The organism is Simplicispira sp. 125 (assembly GCF_003096555.1).
Classification (GTDB): Bacteria; Pseudomonadota; Gammaproteobacteria; order Burkholderiales; family Burkholderiaceae_C; genus Simplicispira.
Genome location: NZ_QEKM01000001.1, coordinates 1,587,070 through 1,610,388 on the forward strand (window position 1 = coordinate 1,587,070; position 23,319 = coordinate 1,610,388).

General features: G+C 64.0%; 20 protein-coding genes. 14 read left to right on the forward strand and 6 right to left on the reverse strand.

Annotated features, from left to right (window positions below):
• Positions 1-43 precede the first annotated feature (43 nt).
• The 7 genes from C8D04_RS07245 (at position 44) to mnhG (ending at position 6,692) form a co-directional block, all read left to right on the forward strand.
• On the forward strand, positions 44-343 hold the full coding sequence (locus C8D04_RS07245) for a helix-hairpin-helix domain-containing protein (RefSeq protein ID WP_116004245.1): 300 nt from the start codon (positions 44-46) through the stop codon (positions 341-343).
• Between the two features lie 186 nt (positions 344-529).
• Positions 530-3,472, forward strand: a complete 2,943-nt coding sequence (locus C8D04_RS07250; RefSeq protein WP_116004246.1) for a monovalent cation/H+ antiporter subunit A — start codon at positions 530-532, stop codon at positions 3,470-3,472.
• Complete coding sequence (locus C8D04_RS07255; RefSeq protein WP_116004247.1) at positions 3,472-3,837, forward strand: Na+/H+ antiporter subunit C; 366 nt, start codon at positions 3,472-3,474, stop codon at positions 3,835-3,837. Before C8D04_RS07250 ends, C8D04_RS07255 begins: the two co-directional genes overlap by 1 nt.
• A complete protein-coding gene (locus C8D04_RS07260) occupies positions 3,834-5,552 on the forward strand; it encodes a monovalent cation/H+ antiporter subunit D (protein WP_233521133.1) in 1,719 nt (572 codons plus the stop codon). Before C8D04_RS07255 ends, C8D04_RS07260 begins: the two co-directional genes overlap by 4 nt.
• Positions 5,549-6,037 carry a Na+/H+ antiporter subunit E gene (locus C8D04_RS07265; protein ID WP_116004248.1) on the forward strand — a complete coding sequence of 163 codons (489 nt, stop codon included), beginning with the start codon at positions 5,549-5,551 and terminating at the stop codon, positions 6,035-6,037. Before C8D04_RS07260 ends, C8D04_RS07265 begins: the two co-directional genes overlap by 4 nt.
• Positions 6,034-6,312, forward strand: coding sequence for a K+/H+ antiporter subunit F (locus C8D04_RS07270; RefSeq protein ID WP_116004249.1), 279 nt, complete (start codon positions 6,034-6,036; stop codon positions 6,310-6,312). The genes C8D04_RS07265 and C8D04_RS07270 overlap by 4 nt, the downstream gene beginning before the upstream one ends.
• Positions 6,309-6,692 carry a monovalent cation/H(+) antiporter subunit G gene (gene mnhG / locus C8D04_RS07275; RefSeq protein WP_116004250.1) on the forward strand — a complete coding sequence of 128 codons (384 nt, stop codon included), beginning with the start codon at positions 6,309-6,311 and terminating at the stop codon, positions 6,690-6,692. Before C8D04_RS07270 ends, mnhG begins: the two co-directional genes overlap by 4 nt.
• A 287-nt stretch (positions 6,693-6,979) precedes the next feature.
• Here the strand turns inward: mnhG and C8D04_RS07280 are convergent, their stop codons facing one another.
• Both C8D04_RS07280 and C8D04_RS07285 read right to left on the reverse strand, forming a co-directional pair.
• Entirely contained in the window at positions 6,980-10,663 is a 3,684-nt protein-coding gene (locus C8D04_RS07280; RefSeq protein ID WP_116004251.1) for a hydantoinase B/oxoprolinase family protein, read from the reverse strand.
• A 70-nt stretch (positions 10,664-10,733) separates the two neighbouring features.
• The gene (locus C8D04_RS07285) at positions 10,734-11,264 is read right to left on the reverse strand and encodes a winged helix DNA-binding protein (protein WP_116004252.1); all 531 of its coding nucleotides are present in this window, start codon (positions 11,262-11,264) and stop codon (positions 10,734-10,736) included.
• 186 nt (positions 11,265-11,450) lie between these two features.
• Here C8D04_RS07285 and C8D04_RS07290 point away from each other — a divergent pair, with 186 nt between their 5' ends.
• Genes C8D04_RS07290 through crcB form a run of 4 tightly spaced genes read left to right on the forward strand, consistent with a single transcriptional unit; the run spans position 11,451 to position 14,670 of the window.
• Positions 11,451-12,434 carry a TRAP transporter substrate-binding protein gene (locus tag C8D04_RS07290; RefSeq protein ID WP_116004253.1) on the forward strand — a complete coding sequence of 328 codons (984 nt, stop codon included), beginning with the start codon at positions 11,451-11,453 and terminating at the stop codon, positions 12,432-12,434.
• A 15-nt stretch (positions 12,435-12,449) separates the two neighbouring features.
• A complete protein-coding gene (locus C8D04_RS07295) occupies positions 12,450-12,959 on the forward strand; it encodes a TRAP transporter small permease subunit (protein ID WP_116004254.1) in 510 nt (169 codons plus the stop codon).
• A complete protein-coding gene (locus tag C8D04_RS07300; RefSeq protein ID WP_116004255.1) occupies positions 12,952-14,256 on the forward strand; it encodes a TRAP transporter large permease subunit in 1,305 nt (434 codons plus the stop codon). Before C8D04_RS07295 ends, C8D04_RS07300 begins: the two co-directional genes overlap by 8 nt.
• A gap of 30 nt (positions 14,257-14,286) precedes the next feature.
• Positions 14,287-14,670: a fluoride efflux transporter CrcB gene (crcB, locus tag C8D04_RS07305; RefSeq protein ID WP_116004256.1), complete on the forward strand. Its 384-nt coding sequence runs from the start codon at positions 14,287-14,289 to the stop codon at positions 14,668-14,670.
• Between the two features lie 3 nt (positions 14,671-14,673).
• Here crcB and C8D04_RS07310 read toward each other — a convergent pair whose 3' ends face one another.
• Entirely contained in the window at positions 14,674-15,834 is a 1,161-nt protein-coding gene (locus C8D04_RS07310; protein WP_116004257.1) for a cytochrome P450, read from the reverse strand.
• A gap of 317 nt (positions 15,835-16,151) precedes the next feature.
• On the opposite strand from C8D04_RS07310, the gene C8D04_RS07315 reads away from it, so the two are divergent.
• Positions 16,152-17,018, forward strand: a complete 867-nt coding sequence (locus C8D04_RS07315; RefSeq protein ID WP_116004258.1) for a TIGR00730 family Rossman fold protein — start codon at positions 16,152-16,154, stop codon at positions 17,016-17,018.
• 8 nt (positions 17,019-17,026) lie between these two features.
• Here C8D04_RS07315 and plsY read toward each other — a convergent pair whose 3' ends face one another.
• The 3 genes from plsY to C8D04_RS07330 all read right to left on the reverse strand — a co-directional run bounded on the left by plsY (position 17,027) and on the right by C8D04_RS07330 (position 19,419).
• The gene (plsY, locus tag C8D04_RS07320) at positions 17,027-17,713 is read right to left on the reverse strand and encodes a glycerol-3-phosphate 1-O-acyltransferase PlsY (protein ID WP_116004259.1); all 687 of its coding nucleotides are present in this window, start codon (positions 17,711-17,713) and stop codon (positions 17,027-17,029) included.
• Positions 17,714-17,782: 69 nt separating this feature from the next.
• Positions 17,783-18,286, reverse strand: a complete 504-nt coding sequence (locus tag C8D04_RS07325; protein ID WP_116004260.1) for an aminoacyl-tRNA deacylase — start codon at positions 18,284-18,286, stop codon at positions 17,783-17,785.
• A gap of 71 nt (positions 18,287-18,357) precedes the next feature.
• Complete coding sequence (locus C8D04_RS07330) at positions 18,358-19,419, reverse strand: aldo/keto reductase (RefSeq protein WP_116004261.1); 1,062 nt, start codon at positions 19,417-19,419, stop codon at positions 18,358-18,360.
• A gap of 136 nt (positions 19,420-19,555) precedes the next feature.
• Here C8D04_RS07330 and C8D04_RS07335 point away from each other — a divergent pair, with 136 nt between their 5' ends.
• A complete protein-coding gene (locus C8D04_RS07335; protein ID WP_116004262.1) occupies positions 19,556-20,473 on the forward strand; it encodes an alpha/beta hydrolase in 918 nt (305 codons plus the stop codon).
• Positions 20,474-20,736: 263 nt separating this feature from the next.
• Positions 20,737-23,301, forward strand: a complete 2,565-nt coding sequence (locus C8D04_RS07340) for a chemotaxis protein CheB (RefSeq protein ID WP_116004263.1) — start codon at positions 20,737-20,739, stop codon at positions 23,299-23,301.
• Positions 23,302-23,319 lie beyond the last annotated feature (18 nt).

The following is a 23,319-nucleotide window of genomic DNA, read 5'->3' on the forward strand; positions in this document are numbered from 1 at the left end:
GCGCAACGATAGACCCGCAAGGATTCTTCACCGGAGCACCCCCATGCACAAGCAAGCCTTGGTCTTTGCAGCCCTGTTCGGCATGGCTCTCTCCTGCGCCGCCATCGATGTGAACCAGGCCACCGAGGCCGAGCTCGATAGCATCAAGGGCCTGGGCCCGGCCACCACCGAAAAAATCCTCCATGAACGGCAGAAAACCCCCTTCCAGGACTGGGCTGATCTGATCAGGCGCGTGAACGGCGTGGGCAAAGGCAGCGCCGCAAGATTGTCCGCCGCTGGACTGACTGTCGGCGGCCACGCCTTTGAGCCGGGCGGCACGGCACCGGCGCAAGACACCCGCTGACGCTGGTTTTGCAAGGGCATCCGAAAGCACGGGACGCCAGCGCCAGACGCGCCCCGTAGAATCAAACCTGCAACAGGCCGCTAATATTCCCGCGGTCTGGCGTCGCTTGGGGCCGCTTTTTCGTCGGCCTCCTCCCCTGTACCACTGTCAGCAGCATTCCACGGCCACCCTGAGGATCCTCCGCGCATGCCCCTGATGTATCTCGTGCTCCTGCCCTTCATCGGCAGCCTGTTAGCGGCCGTCATGCCCGCCAATGCGCGCAATGCGGAATCGACCCTCGCGGGTCTGATAGCTCTTTTCTGTGCTGTGCAAACGGCACTGTGTTTTCCCGCTATTGCCGACGGTAGCGTGCTGCGTGAAGAGATTGCATGGCTGCCCACACTGGGCCTGAACTTTGTGGTGCGCATGGACGGTTTTGCCTGGATGTTCTGCATGCTGATCCTGGGCATCGGCGCGCTGGTGGTGCTGTACGCACGCTACTACATGTCGCCGTCAGACCCGGTACCTCGTTTTTTCTCCTTCCTGCTGGCCTTCATGGGCTCCATGGTGGGGGTGGTGCTTTCGGGCAACATCATCCAGTTGGCCTTCTTCTGGGAGCTGACCAGCCTGTTCTCGTTCCTGCTGATCGGTTACTGGCACCACCGCAAGGATGCACGGCGCGGCGCGCGCATGGCGCTCACTGTCACCGGCACGGGCGGACTGTGCATGCTGGCGGGCATGCTGGTCATCGGCCACATCGTGGGCAGCTACGACCTGGACCAGGTGCTGGCAGCCGGTCTGCAAGTGCGCGCGCACCCGCTGTATTTCACAGCCCTCGTGCTGGTGCTGCTGGGCGCCCTGACCAAGAGCGCACAATTTCCTTTCCATTTCTGGCTGCCCCATGCCATGGCGGCGCCCACACCAGTCTCCGCCTACCTGCATTCGGCCACCATGGTCAAGGCAGGCGTCTTTTTACTGGCGCGCTTTTGGCCCGTGCTGGGAGGCACGGAACAGTGGTTCTGGCTCGTCGGTGGGGCCGGTGTGTGCACCTTGCTGTTGGGTGGCTTCCTGGCCATGTTCCAGAGCGATCTCAAGGGGCTGCTGGCTTATTCCACCATTTCGCACCTGGGGCTCATCACCCTGCTGCTTGGTCTGAACAGCCCGCTGGCCGCCGTGGCCGCCGTTTTTCACATCATGAACCACGCCACCTTCAAGGCTTCGCTGTTCATGGCGGCGGGCATCATGGACCATGAAACCGGCACCCGGGACATCCGGCGCCTGTCGGGCCTGCGCAGCATGATGCCGATCACTGCCACGCTGGCCATGGTGGCCAGTGCAGCCATGGCGGGGGTGCCGCTGCTCAATGGGTTTCTGTCCAAGGAAATGTTCTTTGCTGAAACCATTTTTCTCGATGCTGCACCCCTGGTGCGCGTCGGCCTGCCCATTGCCGCCACGCTGGCAGGCATGTTTGGCGTGGCGTATTCGCTGCGCTTTACCGTGGATGTGTTCTTTGGCCCCCCCGCCACCGACCTGCCCCGTCAGCCGCACGAGCCGCCCCACTGGATGCGCGTGCCGGTGGAACTACTGGTGCTGACCTGCCTGGTGGTAGGCATGCTGCCCGCCTGGTCTGTGGGGCTTTTCCTGAATGCCGCAGCACGCCCTGTGGTCGGCGGGTCCATGCCTGTGTTCAGCCTGGCGATCTGGCACGGGCTGAACACCCCCTTCCTGATGAGCGTGGTGGCCCTGATCGGCGGGGTTGTGCTGTATGCCCTGCTGCGCCGCTGGCGCAATGCGGGGCGCCTCGATTTCCCCTGGCTCTCACACCATGTCGATGGCCAACGGTTGTTCGAAGCCGCGTTGGCCTTGCTCTCGCAAGTCGGCCGCAAGGGTCGGCACTGGCTGGGTACGGACCGGCTGCAATGGCAGATGCTCTGGCTGGTCGTGGCGGCCCTGGTCGCCGGTTTCATGCCCCTGTGGACGCACGGCCTGCAACGGGGAGACCGCTTGCCGCTGCCACTGTCACCGGCGTTCGCAATGCTCTGGGTCGTGGGCGGTGTGTGTGCCATTGCGGCCGCCTGGCAGGCCAAATACCACCGTCTGGCGGCGCTGACGCTGCTAGGCGGTGCTGGCCTGGCCACGTGCATAACGTTTCTGTGGTTCTCGGCCCCGGATCTGGCCCTCACGCAGATCGTGGTGGAGCTGGTGACCACCATCCTCATCCTGCTGGGTTTGCGCTGGCTGCCCATGCGCGACGAAAGCCTGCGCGTGCCTACCCGTGCAGAGCAGCGCGGCACCCGGCTGCGCCGCATGCGCGACATGGCGCTAGCGGTTCTGGCAGGCGGCGGCATGGCCTGGCTCGCCTTTGCCATGATGAGCCGCCCCTTTGCGCAAAGCACCTCCACCTTCTTCCTGGAGCGCGCACTGACCGAAGGGGGCGGCACCAACGTCGTCAACGTGATGCTGGTGGATTTCCGCGGATTCGACACCTTCGGTGAAATCGTGGTGCTGGGCATCGTGGCACTGACGGTGTATGCGCTGCTGCGGCGCTTTCGCCCGGCGCACGAGGCCATGGACCTGCCCGCACAACAACGTGCCCGGCCCGCCGACCTGCAGACTGACCTGATCAACCCGCGCCACGCCAGCGATACGGCGGTCGGCTACCTCATGGTGCCCGCCGTGCTGGTGCGCCTGCTGCTGCCGTTTGCGGTGGTGGTGGCGGCCCACATGTTCGTGCGTGGACACAACGAACCCGGTGGCGGCTTCGTGGCCGGGCTGGTGCTCTCCGTCGCACTGCTGCTGCAGTACATCATTTCTGGCACCCAGTGGTTTGAAGCCCACTTACCGCTCAGCCCGCGCCGCTGGATCGCCTTCGGTCTGCTGTGCGCGCTGGCTACCGGCCTGGGCGCGGTCACCTTGGGCTACCCTTTCCTCACCAGCCACACCGCCCACCTGCATCTGCCCGTCGTGGGCGAAATCCATGTGGCCAGCGCCACGTTCTTTGACATGGGCGTGTTTGCCCTCGTGGTGGGTTCCACCCTGCTCATTCTGACGGCCATTGCCCACCAGTCGGTGCGCGGCCACCGCCACCACGCCCGCCTGGCCGAAGAAGCGGCCGCGCACCAGGCACCCATCCCCCAAGAGGCTTCCTGATGGAAATCGTTCTCGTCCTGGCCATTGGGGTACTGACCGGTTCGGGCGTGTGGCTGCTGCTGCGCCCGCGCACTTTCCAGGTCATCATGGGGCTGTCGCTGCTGTCGTATGCCGTCAACCTGTTCATCTTCAGCATGGGGCGCCTGGGCCTGGCCATCGACAAGGAACCCGTACTGCAGCCCGGCGTGCCGCAAGACCTGCTGCACTATGCCGACCCCCTGCCGCAAGCCCTGGTGTTGACCGCCATCGTCATCGGCTTTGCCATGACGGCCCTGTTCCTTGTGGTGCTGCTGGCGTCGCGCGGCATTGCGGGAACTGACCATGTGGATGGCAGCGCATCGCGTGATGTGCAGGAGATGCCATGACCGCCTTGCACACGCTCGCGATGCTGCTCATGCCGCACCTGTTGCTGGCCCCCATTGCGCTGCCCTTGCTCACCGCCGCACTGATGCTGCTGCTGCGCGAGGATCAGCAACGATTGAAAGTCACAGTCAACCTGTTCTCCACACTGCTGGGGCTGGTCGTGGCGGTGCTGCTGCTGGCATGGGTGCACCACAGCGGTGAACCCGCTCCCCTGGGGGTGTACCTGCCGGGCAACTGGCCGGCGCCATTCGGGATCGTGCTGGTGCTCGACCACCTGTCCGCCATGATGCTGGTACTGACCAGCAGCGTGGCGCTGGCATCCATCCTTTTTGCGGCCACACACTGGCACCGCGCAGGCGTGCACTTTCACCCGCTGTTCCAGTTCCAGCTCATGGGGCTGGCCGGGGCATTCCTCACGGCCGATCTGTTCAACCTGTTTGTGTTTTTCGAAATCATGTTGGCAGCGTCCTATGGGCTGTTGCTGCACGGCTCGGGTCGCCAGCGGATCAAGGCGGGCCTGCATTACATCGCCATCAACCTGGCCGCTTCGTCGCTGTTCCTGATTGGTGTGTCCATGCTGTACGGCATCACCGGCACGCTGAACATGGCCGACCTGGCCCGCAGCATTCCCACGGTGGCAGCGGCCGACCGCGGGCTGCTGCACTCGGCAGCGGCCATTCTTGCCACGGCCTTCCTCATCAAAGCCGCCGTCTGGCCCCTAAACTTCTGGTTGGTGCCCGCCTACAGTGCCGCCACGGCGCCCGTGGGCGCCCTGTTCGCGCTGATGACCAAGGTGGGGGTCTACACCCTGCTGCGCCTGTGGACGCTGCTGTTTGGCGTAGATGCGGGGCCTTCAGCCCTGTATGGCAGCCTGTGGCTGGTAGGCGGCGGCATGGTGACCATGGCGTTTGGTGCCATCGGCATGCTGGGGGCCCAGCGCTTGACCCACCTGGCGGGGTTTGCGGCCATTTTGTCATCGGGCACGCTGCTGGCTGCCGGTGGTTTTGGGCAGCCCCAGCTGACCGCCGGGCTGCTGTACTACCTGCCCAGTTCCACGCTGGCTGTCAGCGCACTTTTCCTGCTGGCCGACCCGATCGACCGCTGGCGTAACGACGGCGCCCACCAGGCTCCGCACGAGCAGGGGGACGATGCCCCGTTTCTCAACCCGGAACTGGTTCCCACCGAAAGGTTGAAGCCCGACGATGACGAAGAAGCACTCATTGGCCGCGTGATTCCCGCCGCCACGGCCTTGCTCGGCCTGTCGTTCCTGCTGTGCACGCTGGTCATCACCGGCCTGCCGCCGCTGTCGGGTTTTGTGGGCAAGTTCGCCATGCTGACCGCACTGCTCAACCCGCTGGGCCTGGGCGCCTCGGCCGATACCCCTCTCAGCGCCTGGAGCTGGACCCTGCTGGCCCTGATGGTGGGTACCGGCCTGCTGGCACTCATCACGCTCACGCGCACAGGTATTCGCCATTTCTGGGCCAGCTACGGCCGCTCTGCGCCCCGGTTGCGTGTGCTTGAGGGCCTGCCCATTGCCTTGCTGCTGGGCGGCTGCGTAGTCCTGACGCTGCAGGCCCAACCGGCAATGGACTATGCCCACCGCACTGCCCAGGGGCTACACCAGCCCGCGCGCTATGTGCAGGCCGTGCTGTCCGCCATGCCCGTTCCCAACCCCGCCCGGCCCAACGCGGCCACACCACTCCCGGAGGCCCCATGAAGCGTCTGCTGCCTGCGCCGCTGCTGTCGCTGGCCCTGTTCTTTTTGTGGCTGCTGCTCACCCGTTCACTCAGCGCTGGCCACCTGCTCCTGGCCACGGTCCTGGCCCTGGCCGTGCCCGTGCTCACCCGGGGGCTGCGCCCGCTGCCCGTGCGTATACGCAAACCGACGGCGGTGCTGCGTCTGGGGCTGCGGGTGATGGTGGACACGGTGGAGTCCAACCTGGGCGCCGCACGCCTTCTGGTGTTTCCGTCCCTGCGGCGCCACCCCTCGGGTTTTGTACACATTCCGCTGCAGCTGCGCGACCCCAATGCCCTGGCCGTGCTGGCCATGATCGTCTGCATCACGCCCGGTACATCCTGGGCAGAGTTGTCTCTGGACCGTTCCGTGCTGCTGCTGCATGTGCTGGAAGTGGGTGATCCGCAAAGCCTGATCGCCCATGTGCAACAGTGCTATGAAAAGCCCTTGATGGAGATTTTTGAATGAACCCCATCCTTGCCTGGGCGCTCCCCCTCGCCCTGGTCATCCTGGCCCTGGCCATGCTGCTGACGCTGGTGCGCCTGCTCAAGGGGCCTACCGCGCAAGACCGCGTGCTGGCGCTGGACTGCATGTACCTCAACGGCATGCTGCTCATGCTGGTGCTGGGCATTGTGAATGGCAGCAGCAACTATTTCGAGGCAGCGCTGCTGGTGGCCTTGTTTGGCTTCGTCGGCTCCACGGCCATGGCTAAATTCTTGTTGCGCGGGGAGGTGATTGAATGACCGATCAACCCCTGGCCCTGTGGGCCGAGATCACCATTGCCGCCCTGGTGCTGCTGGGCGCCGTCATTGCGCTGATCGGTTCGATGGGCCTGCTGCGCCTGAAAGACTATTACGAACGGGTGCACGCGCCCGCCATGATCGCCACCATGGGGTGCTGGAGCATCATGCATGCGTCGGTGCTGTTCTTCTCGCTGCAAGGCCACGGTTTTGCCGCCTATCCGCTGCTGATCGCCGTGTTCGTGGCCATCACGGTACCCGTCACCAATATTTTCCTGATGCGCGCCGCGCTGTTCCGCGCCCGCCGCTCAGGACAGAACGTACCGGCCAGCGTGAGCCAGACGATTCCCCAAACTGTTGAACCACAGATAGATCACTCCTGAAACGAGAGCTGCTTGCGCTTATCCAGTAAGCGCTTGAAGCCAGTTTTGCTTATTTTTCTCCCCCTCGAACAACTGGCGTAAACGTCGTTCTTACCTGCGGCCGGCACAGTGCAGGCGGCGGCCCGCTGTGGGTGCGGGATGTAGTGCTTGCACCAAGTGTGGAGGCCGAGATGTGCCCCCGGCGGGGCACCTTCTTTTCTTGTCTCGCCAAGAAAACAAGGCAAAAGAAGGCGGCCCCAATCCATCACTCCAGAAATGGACAAGGCATGATCGTCACGCCTAAAAAATCAGGCCTCACCAAACCCACCGCCACCCGGCGTATGGATTTCAAAAATATCCCCCGGCTGCATATCGGCCTGGCCCAGGTGGGCGATCTTCTCCACCCTGCCCTGGGCCCGCACTACACGGTTCATGCCCGGTAGCCCAGCCTGCCCTCCGGCCATGCCGAAAGCGCCATGCACACGGCCATTCGAGAGGATGCTGGCCGTCATCGGCTCCAGAAAGCGCACACGCCGCACCCCGCCATTGCCCCCCTGCCAGCGCCCCGCGCCGCCCGAACCCTGGCGGATGGCGTAGCTCTCGAGCCGCACCGGGAAACGGAACTCCAGCACCTCGGGGTCGGTCAGGCGCGAGTTGGTCATGTGCGTCTGCACCACGCTGGTGCCGCTGAAACCACCGACCAGCGCACCACTGTCGTCAAACACCCCGCCCGCACCACTGCCGCCAGAAATGGTTTCGTAGTACTGGTACTGCGCGTTGCCAAAGGTGAAGTTGTTCATGGTGGGCTGGCTGCCCGCCATCACCCCCAGGGCCCCGAACAGCGCATTGGTGATGCAGGTAGAGGTTTCCACATTGCCCGCCACCACCGAGGCCGGTGGGTTGGGGTTGAGCATGGAGCCGGGCGGAATGATGACCTCAATGGGCTTGAGGCAACCGGCATTGAGAGGGATGTCGTCATCCACCAGGCAGCGGAAAACGTACAGCACGGCAGCCATGCACACGGCTGTGGGTGCGTTGAAGTTGTTCTGCTGCTGGGGCGAAGTGCCCGTGAAATCCACCACGGCGCTGCGCTGCTGCGCGTTGATGTGCACCGCCACCTGGATCTGTGCGCCGTTGTCCAGCGGCAGCGTGAAGCGCCCGTCCTTCAGCCGCGCTGCCAGGCGCGTGATGGCCCGGCGCACCGACTCTTCGGCGTTGTCCTGCACATGGCCCATGTAGGCGCGCACCACCTCCAGGCCAAACTGCTGCACCATGCGGCGCAGTTCCTGCACGCCTTTTTCGTTGGCGGCGATCTGGGCCTTCAGGTCGGCCAGATTCTGCTGCGGGTTGCGCGAAGGATATTCACCCGAACCCAGCAACGCCAAAATTTCCGCCTCCCGCAGCACCCCCGCATCGACCAGCTTGAAGTTATGGATCTGCACTCCCTCTTCTTCGATGCGCGTAGAGAACGGCGGCATCGACCCCGGTGTGGTGCCCCCCACATCGGCGTGGTGCCCCCGGCTGCCCACATAGAAGGTGGGCTGTGCCGTGCCTTGCACATACACCGGCGTGATGACGGTGATGTCGGGCAGGTGCGTGCCGCCGTGGTAGGGGTCGTTGAGCACGTATACGTCGCCCGGCTGCATGCGGCCCGCATTGTCGAGGATCACGGTCTTGATGCTCTCGCCCATGCTCCCCAGATGCACCGGCATGTGCGGCGCGTTGGCGATGAGATGGCCTTCGGCGTCGAACAGCGCGCACGAAAAATCGAGCCGCTCCTTAATGTTGACCGAATAGGCCGTGTTCTGCAGTTGCAGGCCCATCTGCTCGGCAATGTTCATGAACAGGTTGTTGAACACCTCGAGCAGCACCGGATCGACCGTGGTGCCCACCGCATGGCGCACCGGGCGTGGCACGCGGCGTTCGAGCAGCAAGTGGTCGAGCGCGGTCAGCTGCGCCTCCCATCCGGGTTCGACGATGGTCGTGGCGTTCTTTTCGGCAATGATGGCGGGACCGGGCAGCACATCGCCCGGACGCATTTCTTCGCGCGCGACCAAGGCTGCATCGTGCCAGGCGGCCCGCCCGTCGACCCCTGCGCTGTAGATGCGCACAATGCCCCGGTGCGGCACTTCGCGCACCGGGTTCAGCGCATGGCGCGGCTCGTCAGGGGCATCCCCCGCCACCACCGCCTCCACCGATACAGCTTCCACCACCAAGTCCTTGCCCTGCATCAAAAAAGCATAGCGCTGCCGGTAGGCCGCCTCAAACCCGGCCACCAGGTCCACCACGCCTTGGGCGGCAGGGGCGCACAGGTCGCCAGGGCAACCGACCACCAGGGCGGCGTCCGAGCCTTCGTAGCGCACATGCACACGGCGAAGCACCGTCACTGCGCCGCCGCTGGCCTGCTGGCGTACCAGGTCGGCGCGGGCGGCGGCGGCCAGTGCATCCAGCGCGGCCTGCACGGCGGGCAACGCTGCCTCGGTGAGCGGGCTCTCCACCGCCTGCTCGCGGATGGCGTTCTGGTCTGCCAAGCCCATGCCATAGGCTGACAGCACCCCCGCCAGCGGGTGCACCAGCACCTGCTGCATCCCCAGCGCGTCGGCCACCAGGCAGGCATGCTGGCCACCGGCACCGCCAAAGCACTGCAGCGTGTAGCGCGTGACGTCGTAGCCGCGCGCCACCGAAATCTTCTTGATGGCGTTGGCCATCTGCTGCACGGCGATCTCGATGAAACCGTGGGCCACGTCCTCGGGCTTGCGGCCCGTTTGCTGCGCCAGGACGCCAAACTGCTGCGCGACCACATCGCTGTCGAGCGGCTCGTTGGCCGCATGCCCAAAAACACGCGGAAAATGCGCCGGCTGGAGCTTGCCCACCATCACGTTGGCGTCGGTCACGGCCAACGGACCGCCGCGCCGGTAGCTGGCGGGGCCCGGGTTGGCACCCGCACTCTCAGGGCCCACGCGAAAGCGCGCCCCGTCAAAACCCAGCAGCGAACCGCCACCCGCCGCCACCGTGTGGATGCTCATCATGGGCGCGCGCATGCGCACGCCAGCCACCTGGGTCTCGAACTCGCGCTCGAACGTGCCGGCATAGTGGCTGACGTCGGTCGATGTGCCGCCCATGTCGAAACCAATCACGCGCCCATGGCCTGCCAGCTCTGCGGTGCGCGCCATGCCCACGATGCCGCCGGCCGGGCCGGACAGGATGGCGTCCTTGCCCTGGAACACCTGGGCGTCGGTCAAGCCGCCCGAAGACTGCATGAAGAACAGCTTGACGCCCGGCATCTCGCCCGCCACCTGCTCGACATAGCGGCGCAGGATGGGCGAGAGATAGGCGTCCACCACGGTCGTGTCACCCCGGCCCACGAACTTCATCATCGGGCTGGTCTCGTGCGAGGTGCTGATCTGCGTGAATCCCGCCTGGCGCGCCAGGCGGGCAGCCACCTGCTCGTGCTGCGTATAGCGGTAGCCGTGCATGAAGACAATGGCCACGCTGCGCAAGCCCGCATCAAACGCGGCCCATAGACGCTCCTTGAGGTGCTCCTCGTCGATGGGTTCGATCACATCGCCATGCGCGCCAATGCGCTCCTGCGCCTCGATGACGCGGCTGTAGAGCAGCTCGGGCAGCACGATATGGCGGTCGAAAATGCGCGGGCGGTTCTGGTAGGCGATGCGCAGCGCATCACGAAAGCCCTGCGTGGTCACCAGCAACGTGGGCTCGCCCTTGCGTTCGAGCAAGGCATTGGTGGCCACGGTGGTGCCCATCTTCACGCACTCGACTAGGTCGGGCGTGACCGGCGCCCCGGGCGCCAGCCCCAGCAGGTGGCGGATACCAGCGACCGCCGCGTCGCGGTACTGCTCGGGATTGTCCGACAGCAGCTTGTGCGTGACGAGCTGGCCGTCGGGCCGCTTGCCCACCACGTCGGTGAAGGTGCCGCCCCGGTCGATCCAGAACTGCCAGCGGGTGGGTTGCAAAACCTGTGAGATGGTCATTGTATGCTATATATTTTATAGCTTCTAGCGCTTACCCATTAAGCGCTAGAAGCTATTTTTACTTTAATTATCAGAGTGATGCCGCCGCACGCGCCGCCTGGTCGTACATGCCCGAGAGCACGCGCAGCAGGCGCGCCAGCTCGCCAATATCGCGGTTGAGCGCGTCGTCGGCGTTCAGGGCGTCGATCAGGCAGCTCTCGCGGATTTCGCGGTAACGCTGCACATGGGCGCGGCCTTCTTCGGTGGCGGCATAGGTCACTTCTTTGCCATTTTTCTGCGAAGCCACCACGCCCAGGCCCTGCAGCTTCTTGAGCGCATAGTTCACCAGGTGCGTGTCCTCCACGTTCATGATGAAACAGATGTCCGCCAGGCGCTTGTTGCGGGCGCGGTGCGTGACATGGTGCAGCACCAGCACATCGAGCGGTGTCAGCTCCTTCAGACCCGCAGCAGCCATGCAATGCACCACCCAGCGGTGAAACGCATTGCCCGCCACGATGAGCCCGAACTCGAACTCGCTCATCTCGGCGCTGTGCGCCGACACCAGGTGCGCCGACGAGACAATGGGGGCATGCTCTGGCTTTGCTGTGGAAGCAGGTTTCATGGGGATGGGCTCCGAAGATGGCCCAGCCGAAAAAGGCCGGCAAGGCCGTCTGGATTGTAGGCACCAAGACAATAATTTGCCGACAATTTGTCAACGTTTAGTACAAACACCTAGGTGGACGCGGCCACCTTCCGCTACAGTGCCAGAGCCTCTTTACCTCGTTCAACCACCTTGCGGAGTCCTTCCATGCAGCGTAGAAACTTCACCGCCACAGCTCTTGGCCTGGCCCTGGCCTGCGGCCTGTCTGTCGCCCCTGCCATGGCCCAGACCAAGTGGGACTTGGCCGCGGCCTACCCCGCCGGCAACTTCCACACGGAAAACATGGCCCAGCTGGTCGCTGACATGGACAAGACCACCGGCGGTGTATTCAAGATTACGCTGCACGCCAATGCCTCGCTGTTCAAGGCACCCGAGATCAAGCGCGCGGTGCAGGGCGGGCAAGCGCAGATGGGTGAGATCCTGCTCGCCAACTTCCAGAACGAATGGCCGCTTTTCGGCGCCGATGGCCTGCCCTTCCTGGCCACCAGCTTTGCCGAGTCAAAGAAGCTCTACCAGGCCCAAAAGCCGCTGCTGGAGAAGAAGCTGGCTGAGCAAGGCATGCTGTTGTTGTACGCCGTGCCATGGCCACCCCAGGGCCTGTATACCAAGAAGCCTATCGAGTCGGCGGCCGACCTCAAGGGCATCAAGTGGCGCGCCTACAGCCCGGCCACGGCGCGTATCGCCGAACTGGTGGGTGCACAGCCTGTCACTGTGCAGGCGGCTGAGTTCTCGCAGGCGCTTGCCACGGGCGTGGTCGAATCGACCATGACCTCGGGCGCCACCGGCGTGGACAGCAAGCTGTACGAGCACCTCAAGTACTACTACGACCTGCAGGCCTGGCTGCCCAAGAATGTCGTCATCGTGAACCGCAAGGCGTTCGATGGCCTGAACAAGGGATCGCAAGAGGCCCTGCTCAAGGCCGGCATGGACGCGGAAGCACGCGGCTGGGTCGCTGCCGAAAAGGTCAACGCCGATACGCTGGCCAAGCTCAAGGCCAATGGCATGCAGGTGCTGCCGCCCTCGCCCCAGCTCAAGGCCGACCTGGCCAAGGTGGGCGAGACCATGCTCAAGGAATGGCAGGAAAAGGCCGGCCCCGAAGGCAAGGCCCTGGTGGACGCTTACCGCAAGTAAGCACACGGCCTGCCGATGCGCCGTCTGCTAGACGCCCTGTACAACGGCGCCGCCGCCCTGGCGGCGCTTTTCATGGTTGCGCTGCTGGGGATGGTGCTGTTGTCGATTGCCAGCCGACAACTGCACTTTCACGTACCCGGTACCGACGCCTACGCCGGCTATCTGATGGCGGGCGCCGGGTTCCTGGCGCTGGCGCACACGCTCAAGCGGGGCGAACATATCCGCGTCACGCTTTTGCTCAACGCCCTGCGCGGCGGCGGGCGCAAGGCGCTGGAGATATGGGCCTTGGGCGCAGCCAGTTTTCTGACCCTGCTGTTTGCCTTCTACAGCGCTCGGCTGGCGTGGCAGTCCCATGTTTTTAACGACATTTCCACGGGCAGCGACGCCACGCCATTGTGGATTCCGCAACTGGGCATGGCCATAGGCACAGCCGTGCTGGCCATCGCCTTCATCGACGAGCTGGTGCTGGAACTGCGGGGCTGCCGCACGCCACACAACCCCGAAGAGGCCCTGCGCAATGAGTGACCTTGCCATCACCGGCCTGCTGGTGCTTTCGCTGTTCCTGATTCTGGGCAGCGGCGTGTGGATCGGGCTCACGCTCTCGGGTGTGGCGTGGATCGGCATGCAGCTTTTTTCGTCACGCCCGGCGGGCGATGCCATGGCCGTGACCATCTGGGGATCGGCATCGAGCTGGACGCTGACCGCCCTGCCCCTGTTCATCTGGATGGGTGAAATCCTGTTCCGCACCCGGCTCTCGCAAGACATGTTCAAGGGCCTGGCGCCCTGGGTGCAAGGCCTGCCCGGACGCCTGCTGCACACCAACGTGGTGGGCTGCACCATTTTTGCAGCGGTGTCTGGCTCCAGCGCCGCCACCTGCGCCACCATCGGCAAGATGACGCTGCCCGAACTGACCCGGCGCGGCTACCCCGAGCACATGGTGATCGGAACCCTGGCAGGGGCCAGCACACTGGGACTTTTGATACCGCCGTCCATCATCATGATCGTTTACGGGGTCATGGCCGACGTCTCGATCTCCCGACTGTTCGTGGCCGGGGTGCTGCCCGGCCTGCTCCTGGCGGGGCTGTTCTCGGGATACATCATGCTGTGGGCGCTGCGCCACCCCGGAGCGATTCCGCAGGCCACCGAGCAACTCCCACTGCGGCAAAAGCTGGCCGCCTCACGCGCCCTCATACCGGTGGTATTGCTGATCGCAGCGGTACTGGGCTCCATCTATACCGGCATCGCCACCGCTACCGAGGCCGCCGCCGTGGGCGTGGTCGGTGCACTGGTGTTGTCGGCACTGCAGGGCTCACTGAATTGGGTGAGTTTTCGCGATGCCCTCATGGGCGCCACGCGGCTGTATTGCATGATCGCGCTGATCCTGTCGGGCGCAGCCTTTCTAACGCTATCGATGGGCTACATCGCCCTGCCGCGCCACCTGGCCGAATGGATTGCATCGCTGGGTTTGAGCCAGGCGCAACTCATCCTGGCGCTGTCCCTGTTCTTCATTGTGCTGGGCTCGTTCCTGGACGGCATCTCCATGGTGGTGCTGACCATGGGGGTCCTCATGCCCACGGTGCAAGCCGCCGGGATCGATCCGATCTGGTTTGGCATCTTTGTGGTACTGGTGGTCGAGATGGCGCAGATCACGCCGCCCGTGGGCTTCAACCTGTTTGTGCTGCAGGGCATGACGGGGCGAGAACTGACCTGGATTGCCCGGGTCACCCTGCCCATGTTCCTGCTGATGTGCGCGGCGGTCATGTTGATTTACCTCTTCCCGGCTATCGTCACCTGGCTGCCGCAGCAGATGTCGGCGAACTGATGCGGGCGCGCTTGCGATGACAATGGCAGCATGTTGAATGTCCTGTCCATCTGCTTCGGTGCCAGCCTGGGTGCACTGGCCCGCTGGCGCCTGGGCCTGTGGCTCAGCCCCGGCAGCGTGCTGCCCTGGGGCACGCTCGCTGCCAACCTGATCGGGGGCTACCTGATTGGGTTGTGTGTCGCTGTTTTCCAGGCCCTGCCGCAGATCGACCCGGTCTGGCGGCTGGCCCTCATCACGGGTTTTCTGGGCGCGCTGACCACCTTTTCCAGCTTCTCGGCCGAAGTGGTGGCCATGTTGCAACAACAGCGCTACCTGCTGGCCCTGGGCACGGTGGCGCTGCACCTGTGTGGTTCTTTGCTGATGACCGTGCTCGGTCTGCAGTCTGCCGCCCTGTTATTGCCCGGCCGCGGGTGATTCTTACGCCCAGCGCATGCGCAGCGGCACCGTGGCATAACCGCTGGCAGGGTACTGCGCCACGGTGAAGGGCTGGTCTGCCACACACGCCCAATCCTGCGTGGCGTCGAGCAGCGCCCGCAAGGCCACACGCAGTTCCATGCGCGCCAACGGCGCACCCGGACACACGTGGATGCCTGCACCATAGAGCAGGTTGTCGGCGGGGTTGCGGCCCCAGCGAAAGGTCTCCGGCGCCTCGAAAACGCGCGCATCGCGGTTGGCTGCAGCCCAGTGCACCGTTACCCGCTCCGCTTCTTCAATCCGCCGACCACCCAGCACCACCGGGCAGGTCGTGGTGCGACGGTTGGTGGCCAGCGGGCCATGGAGCCGCAGGATTTCATCAATGGCCTCGGGCTGGAGTGCCGGGTCCGTGCGCAACTGGGCCTGTATGTCGGGATGCTCGGCCAGCCAGCCCGCGAGAATGCCCACGGCGGCGGCGAGGGTGCCGATCTCTCCCACCGTCCAGTTGCGCAGGATGCTGGCAATTTCCGCCACGGTGAGCGTGCGGCCCTGCACGCTTTCGTGCATGAGCGATGCAGTGACATCATGCCCCGGCGCCACACCGTCCAGGCGCCGCTGCTGCAGAACATCGTCCACCATGGTTTCGAACTGCAGCGCCAGTGCCGTCAGCGCGCTGCGGTCCTGCGCGAGAGTCGCCTGGTGGTTCTGGCGCGTCCATTGCGCCAGCGGGGCATGCAGGCTTGCCGGCCAGCCCAGAAAGGCACACTGCACCTGCACGGCAAAAGGCAGCGCCCAGGCAGACATCAACTCCACCCTCTCGCCCCGCGCCAAATCCTGCACCAATTGGGCCGCAATGGCCCGGCAAAGGGGCTCGAACGCATCGACGCGGCGTACAGAAAAGTACGGCTCGATGGCGCTGCGGTACGCCGTGTGCTCGGGCGGGTCCATACCATTGGGCACGGCGACATGGCGCGACACCACGCTGCTAAAGCGCACATGGTCGTGCAATACGCGCTTGACGTCTTCGTGGCGGAACAGCGACCACCCCAACAACTCGCTGTAGGCCACTGGGCACTGTTCTCGCAAATGATCGCCGGTGGCGATGGGGGCCCGCTGAACCTCTTCGGCCCGTGGGTTCCAGTCTGGCTGTGGTGCGGTATTCATGGCACTCCGTTGCTTCTCAAGCTGACCTCTGTGGCGGCTATACCGCCCACATTCGGATAGAGGACCAGTATGGCCCAGGTGCCTGCGCCAGCCAAGCACCATCCGCGCCACGGCCCAGGTTTTGCCAATGCGCCGCACGGCTCTGGCGGCTTTTACACTGCAGACAAATCACTATGCAAACAATAGCAATAAAGCATTATCAGGTAAGAGAAAATGCCATATTCTGTAAAAATTCAGGGCTACACTGGAACGCAGGCCCTGGCCTGAAACCACTTCAAAAAACTGCGTGGCAATGGCCGCGCCCCTCGGAAAATTTGATGGAAGCCAACACACAACTGAACGAACGCCGCCTGGCCGACGCCTGGGAAGAACTGCATTCGCAAGCCAACAACGGCAACCCGCTGCTCGCCGACTCCAACCGCATGGCCTTTGCGGACCCTGAGTTTTTATTCCGACGCGAGACCCGGGGTATCCGCTTCCAGCTCGAAATGCTCAAACCCGACCTGGGGCAAGCCGAGCAAGGCATCGAAAGCACGGTGGTGGTTTACGGCAGTGCCCGGTTTGTCGCCCCGAACAAGGCAGAGCAGCAACTGTCCGATGCGCTGGCCAGCGGCGACGCCGAGACCATCGCACGGGCCGAACGCGCCGTGCGCAACGCCCGCTACTACGACCAGGCCCGCCAGTTCGCGCGCATGGTGGCCGAACACAGCAACCGCCAGTCCCCGGCCAATCGCCTGTATATCTGCACCGGCGGCGGCCCCGGCATCATGGAAGCCGCCAACCGCGGTGCGCATGACGCAGGCGCACTCAACATCGGGCTGAACATCACCCTGCCGCACGAACAAAGCGGCAACCGGTTCATCACGCCTTCATTGAGTTTCAAGTTCCATTATTTTGCGCTGCGCAAGATGCATTTCATGATGCGCGCCAAGGCCTTGGTAGCCTTTCCCGGCGGTTTTGGAACCATGGACGAATTGTTTGAAGTGCTCACCCTGGTGCAAACCGGCAAGACCAAGCCGGTGCCCATCATCCTGTTCGGCACGCAATTCTGGAAGCGGCTGATCAACCTCGATTTCCTGGTCGAGGAAGGCACGATTTCCCCCGAGAATCTGGGCCTCTTTCGCTACACCGACGACCCGAAGGAGGCCTGGGAAATGATTCGGGAGTTTTACCAACTCGCGTAAAAAACGGCTCAGTGCCTTTTGCGGCGCTTGCGGTTCGCGGACCCTGGCACGGCAGCGGTGGCCGCGACTTCCTTGCTTTTGCCCAGGCGTGATTCCTTGCCTTGCACCAGGCGGCTGATGTTCTCTTTGTGGCGCCAGGCCAGCAAGGCCGACATGGCGATGATGGCGACCACGGTGACGCGGTCCGTGGACCACAGCATGCCGCCCGCCAGCACATACACCAGCGGCGCCAGCAACGCCGCAGACAGCGAAGCCAGGGATGAATAACGCGACACCGCTGCCACCACCAGCCAGGTCAGCGCAGTGAACAGGCCCAGCCAGGGGCTGATGCCGACCAGCACGCCCAGTGCCGTGGCAACGCCCTTGCCGCCCTCGAAGCGAAAAAACACCGGCCACAGGTGCCCAAGGAATGCGGCCAGCCCCGCCATGGCCACGGCGCCCTCACCCAGGCCATAGGGCTCGCCAAACCAGCGCACCAGCACCACGGGCAACCAGCCTTTGATGGCATCGAGCAGCAGTGTGATCACGGCGGCGGCCTTGCTGCCCGAGCGCAGCACGTTGGTGGCACCCGGGTTCTTGCTGCCGTAGGTGCGCGGGTCGCTCAGGCCCATGGCGCGCGTCACGATGACGGCAAAAGACAGCGAGCCCAGCAGGTAAGCCGCCAGCACGACACAAACAGAATAGACAACGGGCACGAAAAATTCTCCAGATCACAGCAAACGGCCATGCCAGGACGGCACGGAGGCGGCGCTCATTCTGCCAGCCTATTCGGCCAGCGCACACTGCACAGGCTGCGCGCCCAGCAAGCGCACGCACACCTGCGGATCGAGCTGCACCAGGTAGCCCCGGCGCCCGCCGTTGATGGCGATGCGCGGGAGTTGCAGGATGCTTTCCTCGATGTACACCGGCATGTCCCGGCGGGTGCCAAAGGGAGAGGTGCCGCCAATAAGGTAGCCACTGTGGCGATGGGCCACCTCGGGCGTGCAGGGCTCGACCGACTTGGCGCCCATCTGGCGTGCCAGGTTCTTGGTGGAAACCTTGCAGTCACCGTGCATCAGCACGATGAGCGGCTTGGCGTCCTGGTCCTGCATCACCAGGGTCTTGACGACGTGGTGTTCATCAAGACCCAGGCAGGCGGCACTGTGCGCAGTACCGCCGTGGTCCACGTACTCATAGGGGTGACCGGTGAACTCGACCTTGTGCGCCTTGAGCATTTGCGTGGCAGGGGTTTCGCTCACATGGGCGGTTTTGCCGTCTTTTTTGGCCATGAAAATTCAAATTTAATAGCTATTAGCGCTTTATCTATAAGCGCTAGAGCCCATTTTCCATCATATTTTCATTAAAGCGCCGGATCGCCCAGCTCCCAGCGAATGGCGTCGATGGCGGCCAGCAACTCCGGCGAAAGAGTCGCTCCCCAGGCGTCCAGATTTTCATCCAGCTGCGCGAGCGATGTCACGCCGATGATGGTGCTGGCTACCTGCCACTTGGTATAGCAAAAAGCCAGCGCCATCTGCGTGGGGCTCAAGCCGTGGTCGCGGGCCAGCTGGTTGTAGCGGCGTGCGGCCGCCAGCGCCTCAGGGCGGCCCCAGCGCTGTTTGCGCACCTGCTCGTAGCGGGCCATGCGCGCGCCCTGCGGGGCATCGGGGCCAGTCGTGCCGCTCTGGTCAAACTTGCCGGTCAGCAGACCAAAGGCCAGCGGCGAATACGCCAGCAGCGACACGCCCAGCCGGTGGCAGGTTTCATCCAGCGCGTTCTCGTAGCTGCGGTTGACCAGGCAATAAGGGTTCTGCACCGAGGCCACACGTGGCAAGCCATGCTGCTCGGCCAGACGCACAAATTCGTGCACGCCATAGGGCGTTTCGTTCGACAAACCGATGGTTCGCACCTTGCCCGCCTTGACCAGCCCGGCCAATGCTTCGAGTTGCGTGTGGATCGGCGTTTGCGAGGTCTCCTTGGCCGGGTCGTAGTACTTGATACCAAACGCGGGCACGTGTCGCTCAGGCCAGTGGATCTGGTAGAGGTCGATCACATCGGTCTGCAGGCGGCGCAGGCTGGCCTCGCACGAGGCCACGATGTCGGCCGCCGTCATGCCTTGGCCTTCGCGAATCCAGGGCATGCCGCGCGAGGGGCCGGCCACCTTGGAGGCCAGCACCACCTTACCGCGCGTGCCGGGGCGCTGGGCAAACCAGTTGCCGATGATGGCCTCGGTGGCGCCAAAGGTCTCGGCGCGGGCGGGCACGGCGTACATCTCTGCGGTATCGATGAAGTTCACGCCCCGCTCCAGCGAGCGGTCAAGAATGCAGTGGGCATCCTGTTCGGTCACCTGCTCGCCAAAGGTCATGGTGCCCAGGCAGATGGGGGTGACGTGCAGGTCGCTTTGGCCCAGTGGAATCGTTTTCATGCGGTCTCCGTTGACAAGCGCGCCAGTTTACGGCGCCAGCGCTGCGGCTGCTGGGCAGGGCTTATCTCCGGCCCAGCCGCAAAAATTGTCCCGGGATTGACATCAACAAAGCAAATGCTTGGTAATAATAAAACCCATGTACCAGACCGCCTACACCTCACGCAGCGAATTCGTGCCCATCCGCCAGCTCAGCTACCATGTGCGACTGTGGGGTCCCGAAACCTCCAGCCTTCCGCCCCTGGTGCTGGTGCATGGCTGGATGGACGTGGCCGCCTCGTACCAGTTTGTGGTGGATGCCTTTGGCGCGGCCTTCATGCAGGGACGGCGCATCATTGCCCCCGACTGGCGGGGGTTTGGCCAGACGGCGCCGCCCTCACCGACCGACCATTATTTTTTTCCAGACTACCTGGCCGACCTCGACCAGTTGCTCGACCACTACGCTGGCGACACCCCGGTCGACCTGGTGGGCCACAGCATGGGGGGCAGCGTCGTCATGTTCTACGCCGGTGCACGGCCCGGGCGCATTCGCCGCCTGGTCAACCTGGAAGGCTTTGGCATGCCCGACAACCAACCCGCCAAGGCCCCGGCGCGCTATGCCGAGTGGATGGACCAGCTCAAGGCCTTGCAGCGCGGCGAGATGGCGCTCAAGACCTATGACAGCGTGGACGGCGTGGCCCGGCGCCTGATGAAGACCAACCCCCGTCTCTCGCAAGACAAGGCCGACTGGCTGGCCCCGCACTGGGCCCAGCCCGATGCCCAGGGGCAATGGCACATCCTGGGCGATGCGGCGCACAAGATCACCAACGCACAGCTGTTTCGCCTGGAAGAGGCGCTGGCCCACTACGCCGCCATCACCGCGCCCACCCTGGCCATCGAAGCCAGCGACGACAGCCTGGGGCTGTGGTGGAAAGGCCGGTACACGCTGGAGCAGTACCACGAGCGGCTCCAGTCGGTACCTGACTGCCGCACCGCCATGGTGCAAGACGCCGGTCACATGCTGCACCACGACCAGCCGCAGGCCGTGGCGGCTTTGATCGAATCCTTTCTGGCGTAACGGAAATACCCATTCACCGCAGCAGCCAGCGCCTGATACCTGTTGCGCACGGAGTTCGCCGTGTAGCACTCAACGCTGCAGCAGCGTCCGCAACCCTTGATGCTGCGCTCATCGCCCACGACCAGCATGGTGAACGCAGGCTCATGATTTGGGCGATCGTGGTGTTGGTTCCATCAGACCAGCCCTGACCATTCACACCGTCTGTCCAATAGCGCTCATATCCAACACCTCACAAGCCCCCGCCAGGAACGGCATACTGGCGCATGAGCGCTGCCATACACCCTCCCCCTCCATTGGGCTTTCCAAATGCAGCCCGCATCGTAGGTTTGGGTGCCTCGGCTGGTGGTTTGTCGGCGCTAGAAAAATTCATTTCCCAGGTGCCCACAGGCAGCGGTTTCGCGTATGTAGTGGTGCAGCACATGGACCCCACGCACGAGGCCCTGCTCAGCACCCTGCTGCAGCGCGTAACCTCCATGCCGGTGCGCGAAGTGACCGACGCCATGGCTGTACAACCCGATGGCGTGTACGTCATTCCCCCTGGTTACGAGATGACCGTGGGTGGGGGCCATCTGCGCTTGGTGGCCGTACACCCACCCCGGGGTCGACGGCTCGCAATCGATGTGCTGCTCCGTTCGCTGGCGCGCGACCAAGGCCCGCAGGCCATTGGGGTGGTGCTCTCAGGTATGGGTGCAGACGGCACGCTCGGGCTCAAGGAAATCAAACGCCGGGGTGGCCTGACGCTGGCGCAGCAGCCCGAATCGGCCCAATTCGACTCGATGCCCAAAAATGCCATCGCCTCGGGCTGCGTCGATATTATTGCGCTGCCCGAGGCGATGCCGGCCTGCATCGCCCGCGCGGCAGCACGCGAAGCGGCTCCCCCGGCGCCGCAGCGCCCGGACGAAGGGCAAACCGATGCGCTGGGCGCCATACTGCTCCTGCTGCGCAACCACTGCAAACATGATCTTTCGCTCTACAAAGTCAGCACCTTGCAGCGGCGCATCGAGCGGCGCGTAGCGGTGCACAAGCTCGATTCGATGCCAGCCTATGCGCAGTTTTTGCAGAACAACCCGCAAGAGCTGGACCTGCTGTTCGCGGAGGTATTGATCGGTGTGACCCACTTCTTTCGAGACCCGGACGTATGGATCGATTTGAAGGAGACGGTACTGCCGCGGTTGCTTGCACAGCGCACGGATGATGCCCCCCTGCGCGCCTGGATCGTTGGCTGCTCGACCGGCGAAGAGGCCTATTCGCTGGCGATGGTGTTCAGGGAAGTGGTGGACGCACAGCCGCAAATCCCGCACCGCACGCTGCAGATATTTGCCACAGACCTCAGTGCAGACGCCATTGCCGTGGCCCGTAATGGGCTGTACCCCGCCAAGGCGGCACAGGGCATGGCCCCCGATCGTGTTGCGCGCTTCTTCCACGCGCAAACAGGGGGCCTGCTGATCGACAGATCCATCCGTGACATGGTCCTGTTCGCCAGGCACGATGTCATCCTCGATCCACCTTTTACCCGCCTGGATCTTCTGGCCTGCCGCAATGTGCTGATCTATTTCAACACCGTGCTGCAGCAGCGCCTGATGCCGCTCTTTCACTACAGCCTGCGCCCCGGTGGCGTGCTCTTACTGGGCGGGTCGGAGACGGTCGGGCGCTCGCAATCACTGTTCACGCCACTGAGCCCAAAGTCCAGGCTGTACCGACGCACCGACCACGCCTTGAACGCGGGTGCTGTCGATTTTCCCGTCAACCGCCACAGGGCATCCCACAAGTCAGAGCAGGAAAACCACGTGCCTACACCCTTTACGCACACCACCAACCTCCAGACCCTGGCCGACCAAATGCTGCTGCAGACGTTTTCGCCGCCGGCCGTGCTCGTCAATGAGGCCGGTGACATTCTCTATATCAGCGGCCGAACCGGCCGCTACCTCGAACCCGCAGCAGGCAAGGCCAACTGGAATATCCATGTGATGGCGCGCCCGGGCCTGCGCACCCAGCTGGCCGTGGCCCTGCGCCAGGCCTTCCGGGAAAAAACGGCAGTGGAACTGAGCGGCCTGCAGATTGAGGAAGACACGCCGCGCACCGTCAACGTCACCGTGCAGGCGGTGCAAGAACCCAAGGCGCTGCAAGGCATGGTGATGGTGGTGTTTCGCGAGGTGGCCGCACCCCGGGCATCGCGTGCCAGGAAAGGCCAGACGCAGGCACCGCTGGACGACAGCTTGCGTCAAGAACTGGAGCGAGCGCATGAGGAGATTTCCGCGCTGCGCAAGGAAATGCTGGCCTCCAAGGAGGAACTGCAGGCCACCAACGAAGCCCTACAGTCGGCCAATGAAGAACTGCAGTCGGCCAACGAGGAGCTGACCACCTCCAAGGAAGAAGCGCAGTCGATGAACGAGGAACTGCAGACCATCAACAGCGAACTGCAAACCAAGCTCGACGATCTGGCACTGGCCCAGAGCGACATGCAGAACCTGCTCAACAGCACGGACATCGCCACACTGTTCCTTGACAACGACCTGAACGTGCGCCGATTCACAGAAAAAGCCACCGGCATTTTTCACTTGCGCGAGGGCGACATCGGGCGCCCCTTGAGCGACCTGGCCAGCACCCTCGTCTACCCGCAACTGCACAGCGACGCCAAGGAAACCCTGCGCACGCTCACCCCCGGACTGCAGCAGATTGCGACCACCGACGGGCGCTGGTTTTCGGTGCGCATCATGCCGTACCGCACCCTGACCAACATGATCCAGGGCGTGGTGCTGACCTTTGTGGAAATCACGGTGGCCAAGGAATTGGAGTTTCGCCTGCGTGAGGGCTATAGTCGCAAATAGGCGGTGCCCTACCGCCAA

What these genes read in the sequence shown, in the direction of transcription:
- C8D04_RS07245 (WP_116004245.1), top strand. Translation starts at nt 44, where the DNA reads ATGCACAAGCAAGCCTTGGTCTTTGCAGCCCTGTTCGGCATGGCTCTC.
- C8D04_RS07250 (WP_116004246.1), top strand. Translation starts at nt 530, where the DNA reads ATGCCCCTGATGTATCTCGTGCTCCTGCCCTTCATCGGCAGCCTGTTA.
- C8D04_RS07255 (WP_116004247.1), top strand. Translation starts at nt 3,472, where the DNA reads ATGGAAATCGTTCTCGTCCTGGCCATTGGGGTACTGACCGGTTCGGGC.
- C8D04_RS07260 (WP_233521133.1), top strand. Translation starts at nt 3,834, where the DNA reads ATGACCGCCTTGCACACGCTCGCGATGCTGCTCATGCCGCACCTGTTG.
- C8D04_RS07265 (WP_116004248.1), top strand. Translation starts at nt 5,549, where the DNA reads ATGAAGCGTCTGCTGCCTGCGCCGCTGCTGTCGCTGGCCCTGTTCTTT.
- C8D04_RS07270 (WP_116004249.1), top strand. Translation starts at nt 6,034, where the DNA reads ATGAACCCCATCCTTGCCTGGGCGCTCCCCCTCGCCCTGGTCATCCTG.
- mnhG (WP_116004250.1), top strand. Translation starts at nt 6,309, where the DNA reads ATGACCGATCAACCCCTGGCCCTGTGGGCCGAGATCACCATTGCCGCC.
- C8D04_RS07280 (WP_116004251.1), bottom strand. Translation starts at nt 10,663, where the DNA reads ATGACCATCTCACAGGTTTTGCAACCCACCCGCTGGCAGTTCTGGATC.
- C8D04_RS07285 (WP_116004252.1), bottom strand. Translation starts at nt 11,264, where the DNA reads ATGAAACCTGCTTCCACAGCAAAGCCAGAGCATGCCCCCATTGTCTCG.
- C8D04_RS07290 (WP_116004253.1), top strand. Translation starts at nt 11,451, where the DNA reads ATGCAGCGTAGAAACTTCACCGCCACAGCTCTTGGCCTGGCCCTGGCC.
- C8D04_RS07295 (WP_116004254.1), top strand. Translation starts at nt 12,450, where the DNA reads ATGCGCCGTCTGCTAGACGCCCTGTACAACGGCGCCGCCGCCCTGGCG.
- C8D04_RS07300 (WP_116004255.1), top strand. Translation starts at nt 12,952, where the DNA reads ATGAGTGACCTTGCCATCACCGGCCTGCTGGTGCTTTCGCTGTTCCTG.
- crcB (WP_116004256.1), top strand. Translation starts at nt 14,287, where the DNA reads ATGTTGAATGTCCTGTCCATCTGCTTCGGTGCCAGCCTGGGTGCACTG.
- C8D04_RS07310 (WP_116004257.1), bottom strand. Translation starts at nt 15,834, where the DNA reads ATGAATACCGCACCACAGCCAGACTGGAACCCACGGGCCGAAGAGGTT.
- C8D04_RS07315 (WP_116004258.1), top strand. Translation starts at nt 16,152, where the DNA reads ATGGAAGCCAACACACAACTGAACGAACGCCGCCTGGCCGACGCCTGG.
- C8D04_RS07325 (WP_116004260.1), bottom strand. Translation starts at nt 18,286, where the DNA reads ATGGCCAAAAAAGACGGCAAAACCGCCCATGTGAGCGAAACCCCTGCC.
- C8D04_RS07330 (WP_116004261.1), bottom strand. Translation starts at nt 19,419, where the DNA reads ATGAAAACGATTCCACTGGGCCAAAGCGACCTGCACGTCACCCCCATC.
- C8D04_RS07335 (WP_116004262.1), top strand. Translation starts at nt 19,556, where the DNA reads ATGTACCAGACCGCCTACACCTCACGCAGCGAATTCGTGCCCATCCGC.
- C8D04_RS07340 (WP_116004263.1), top strand. Translation starts at nt 20,737, where the DNA reads ATGAGCGCTGCCATACACCCTCCCCCTCCATTGGGCTTTCCAAATGCA.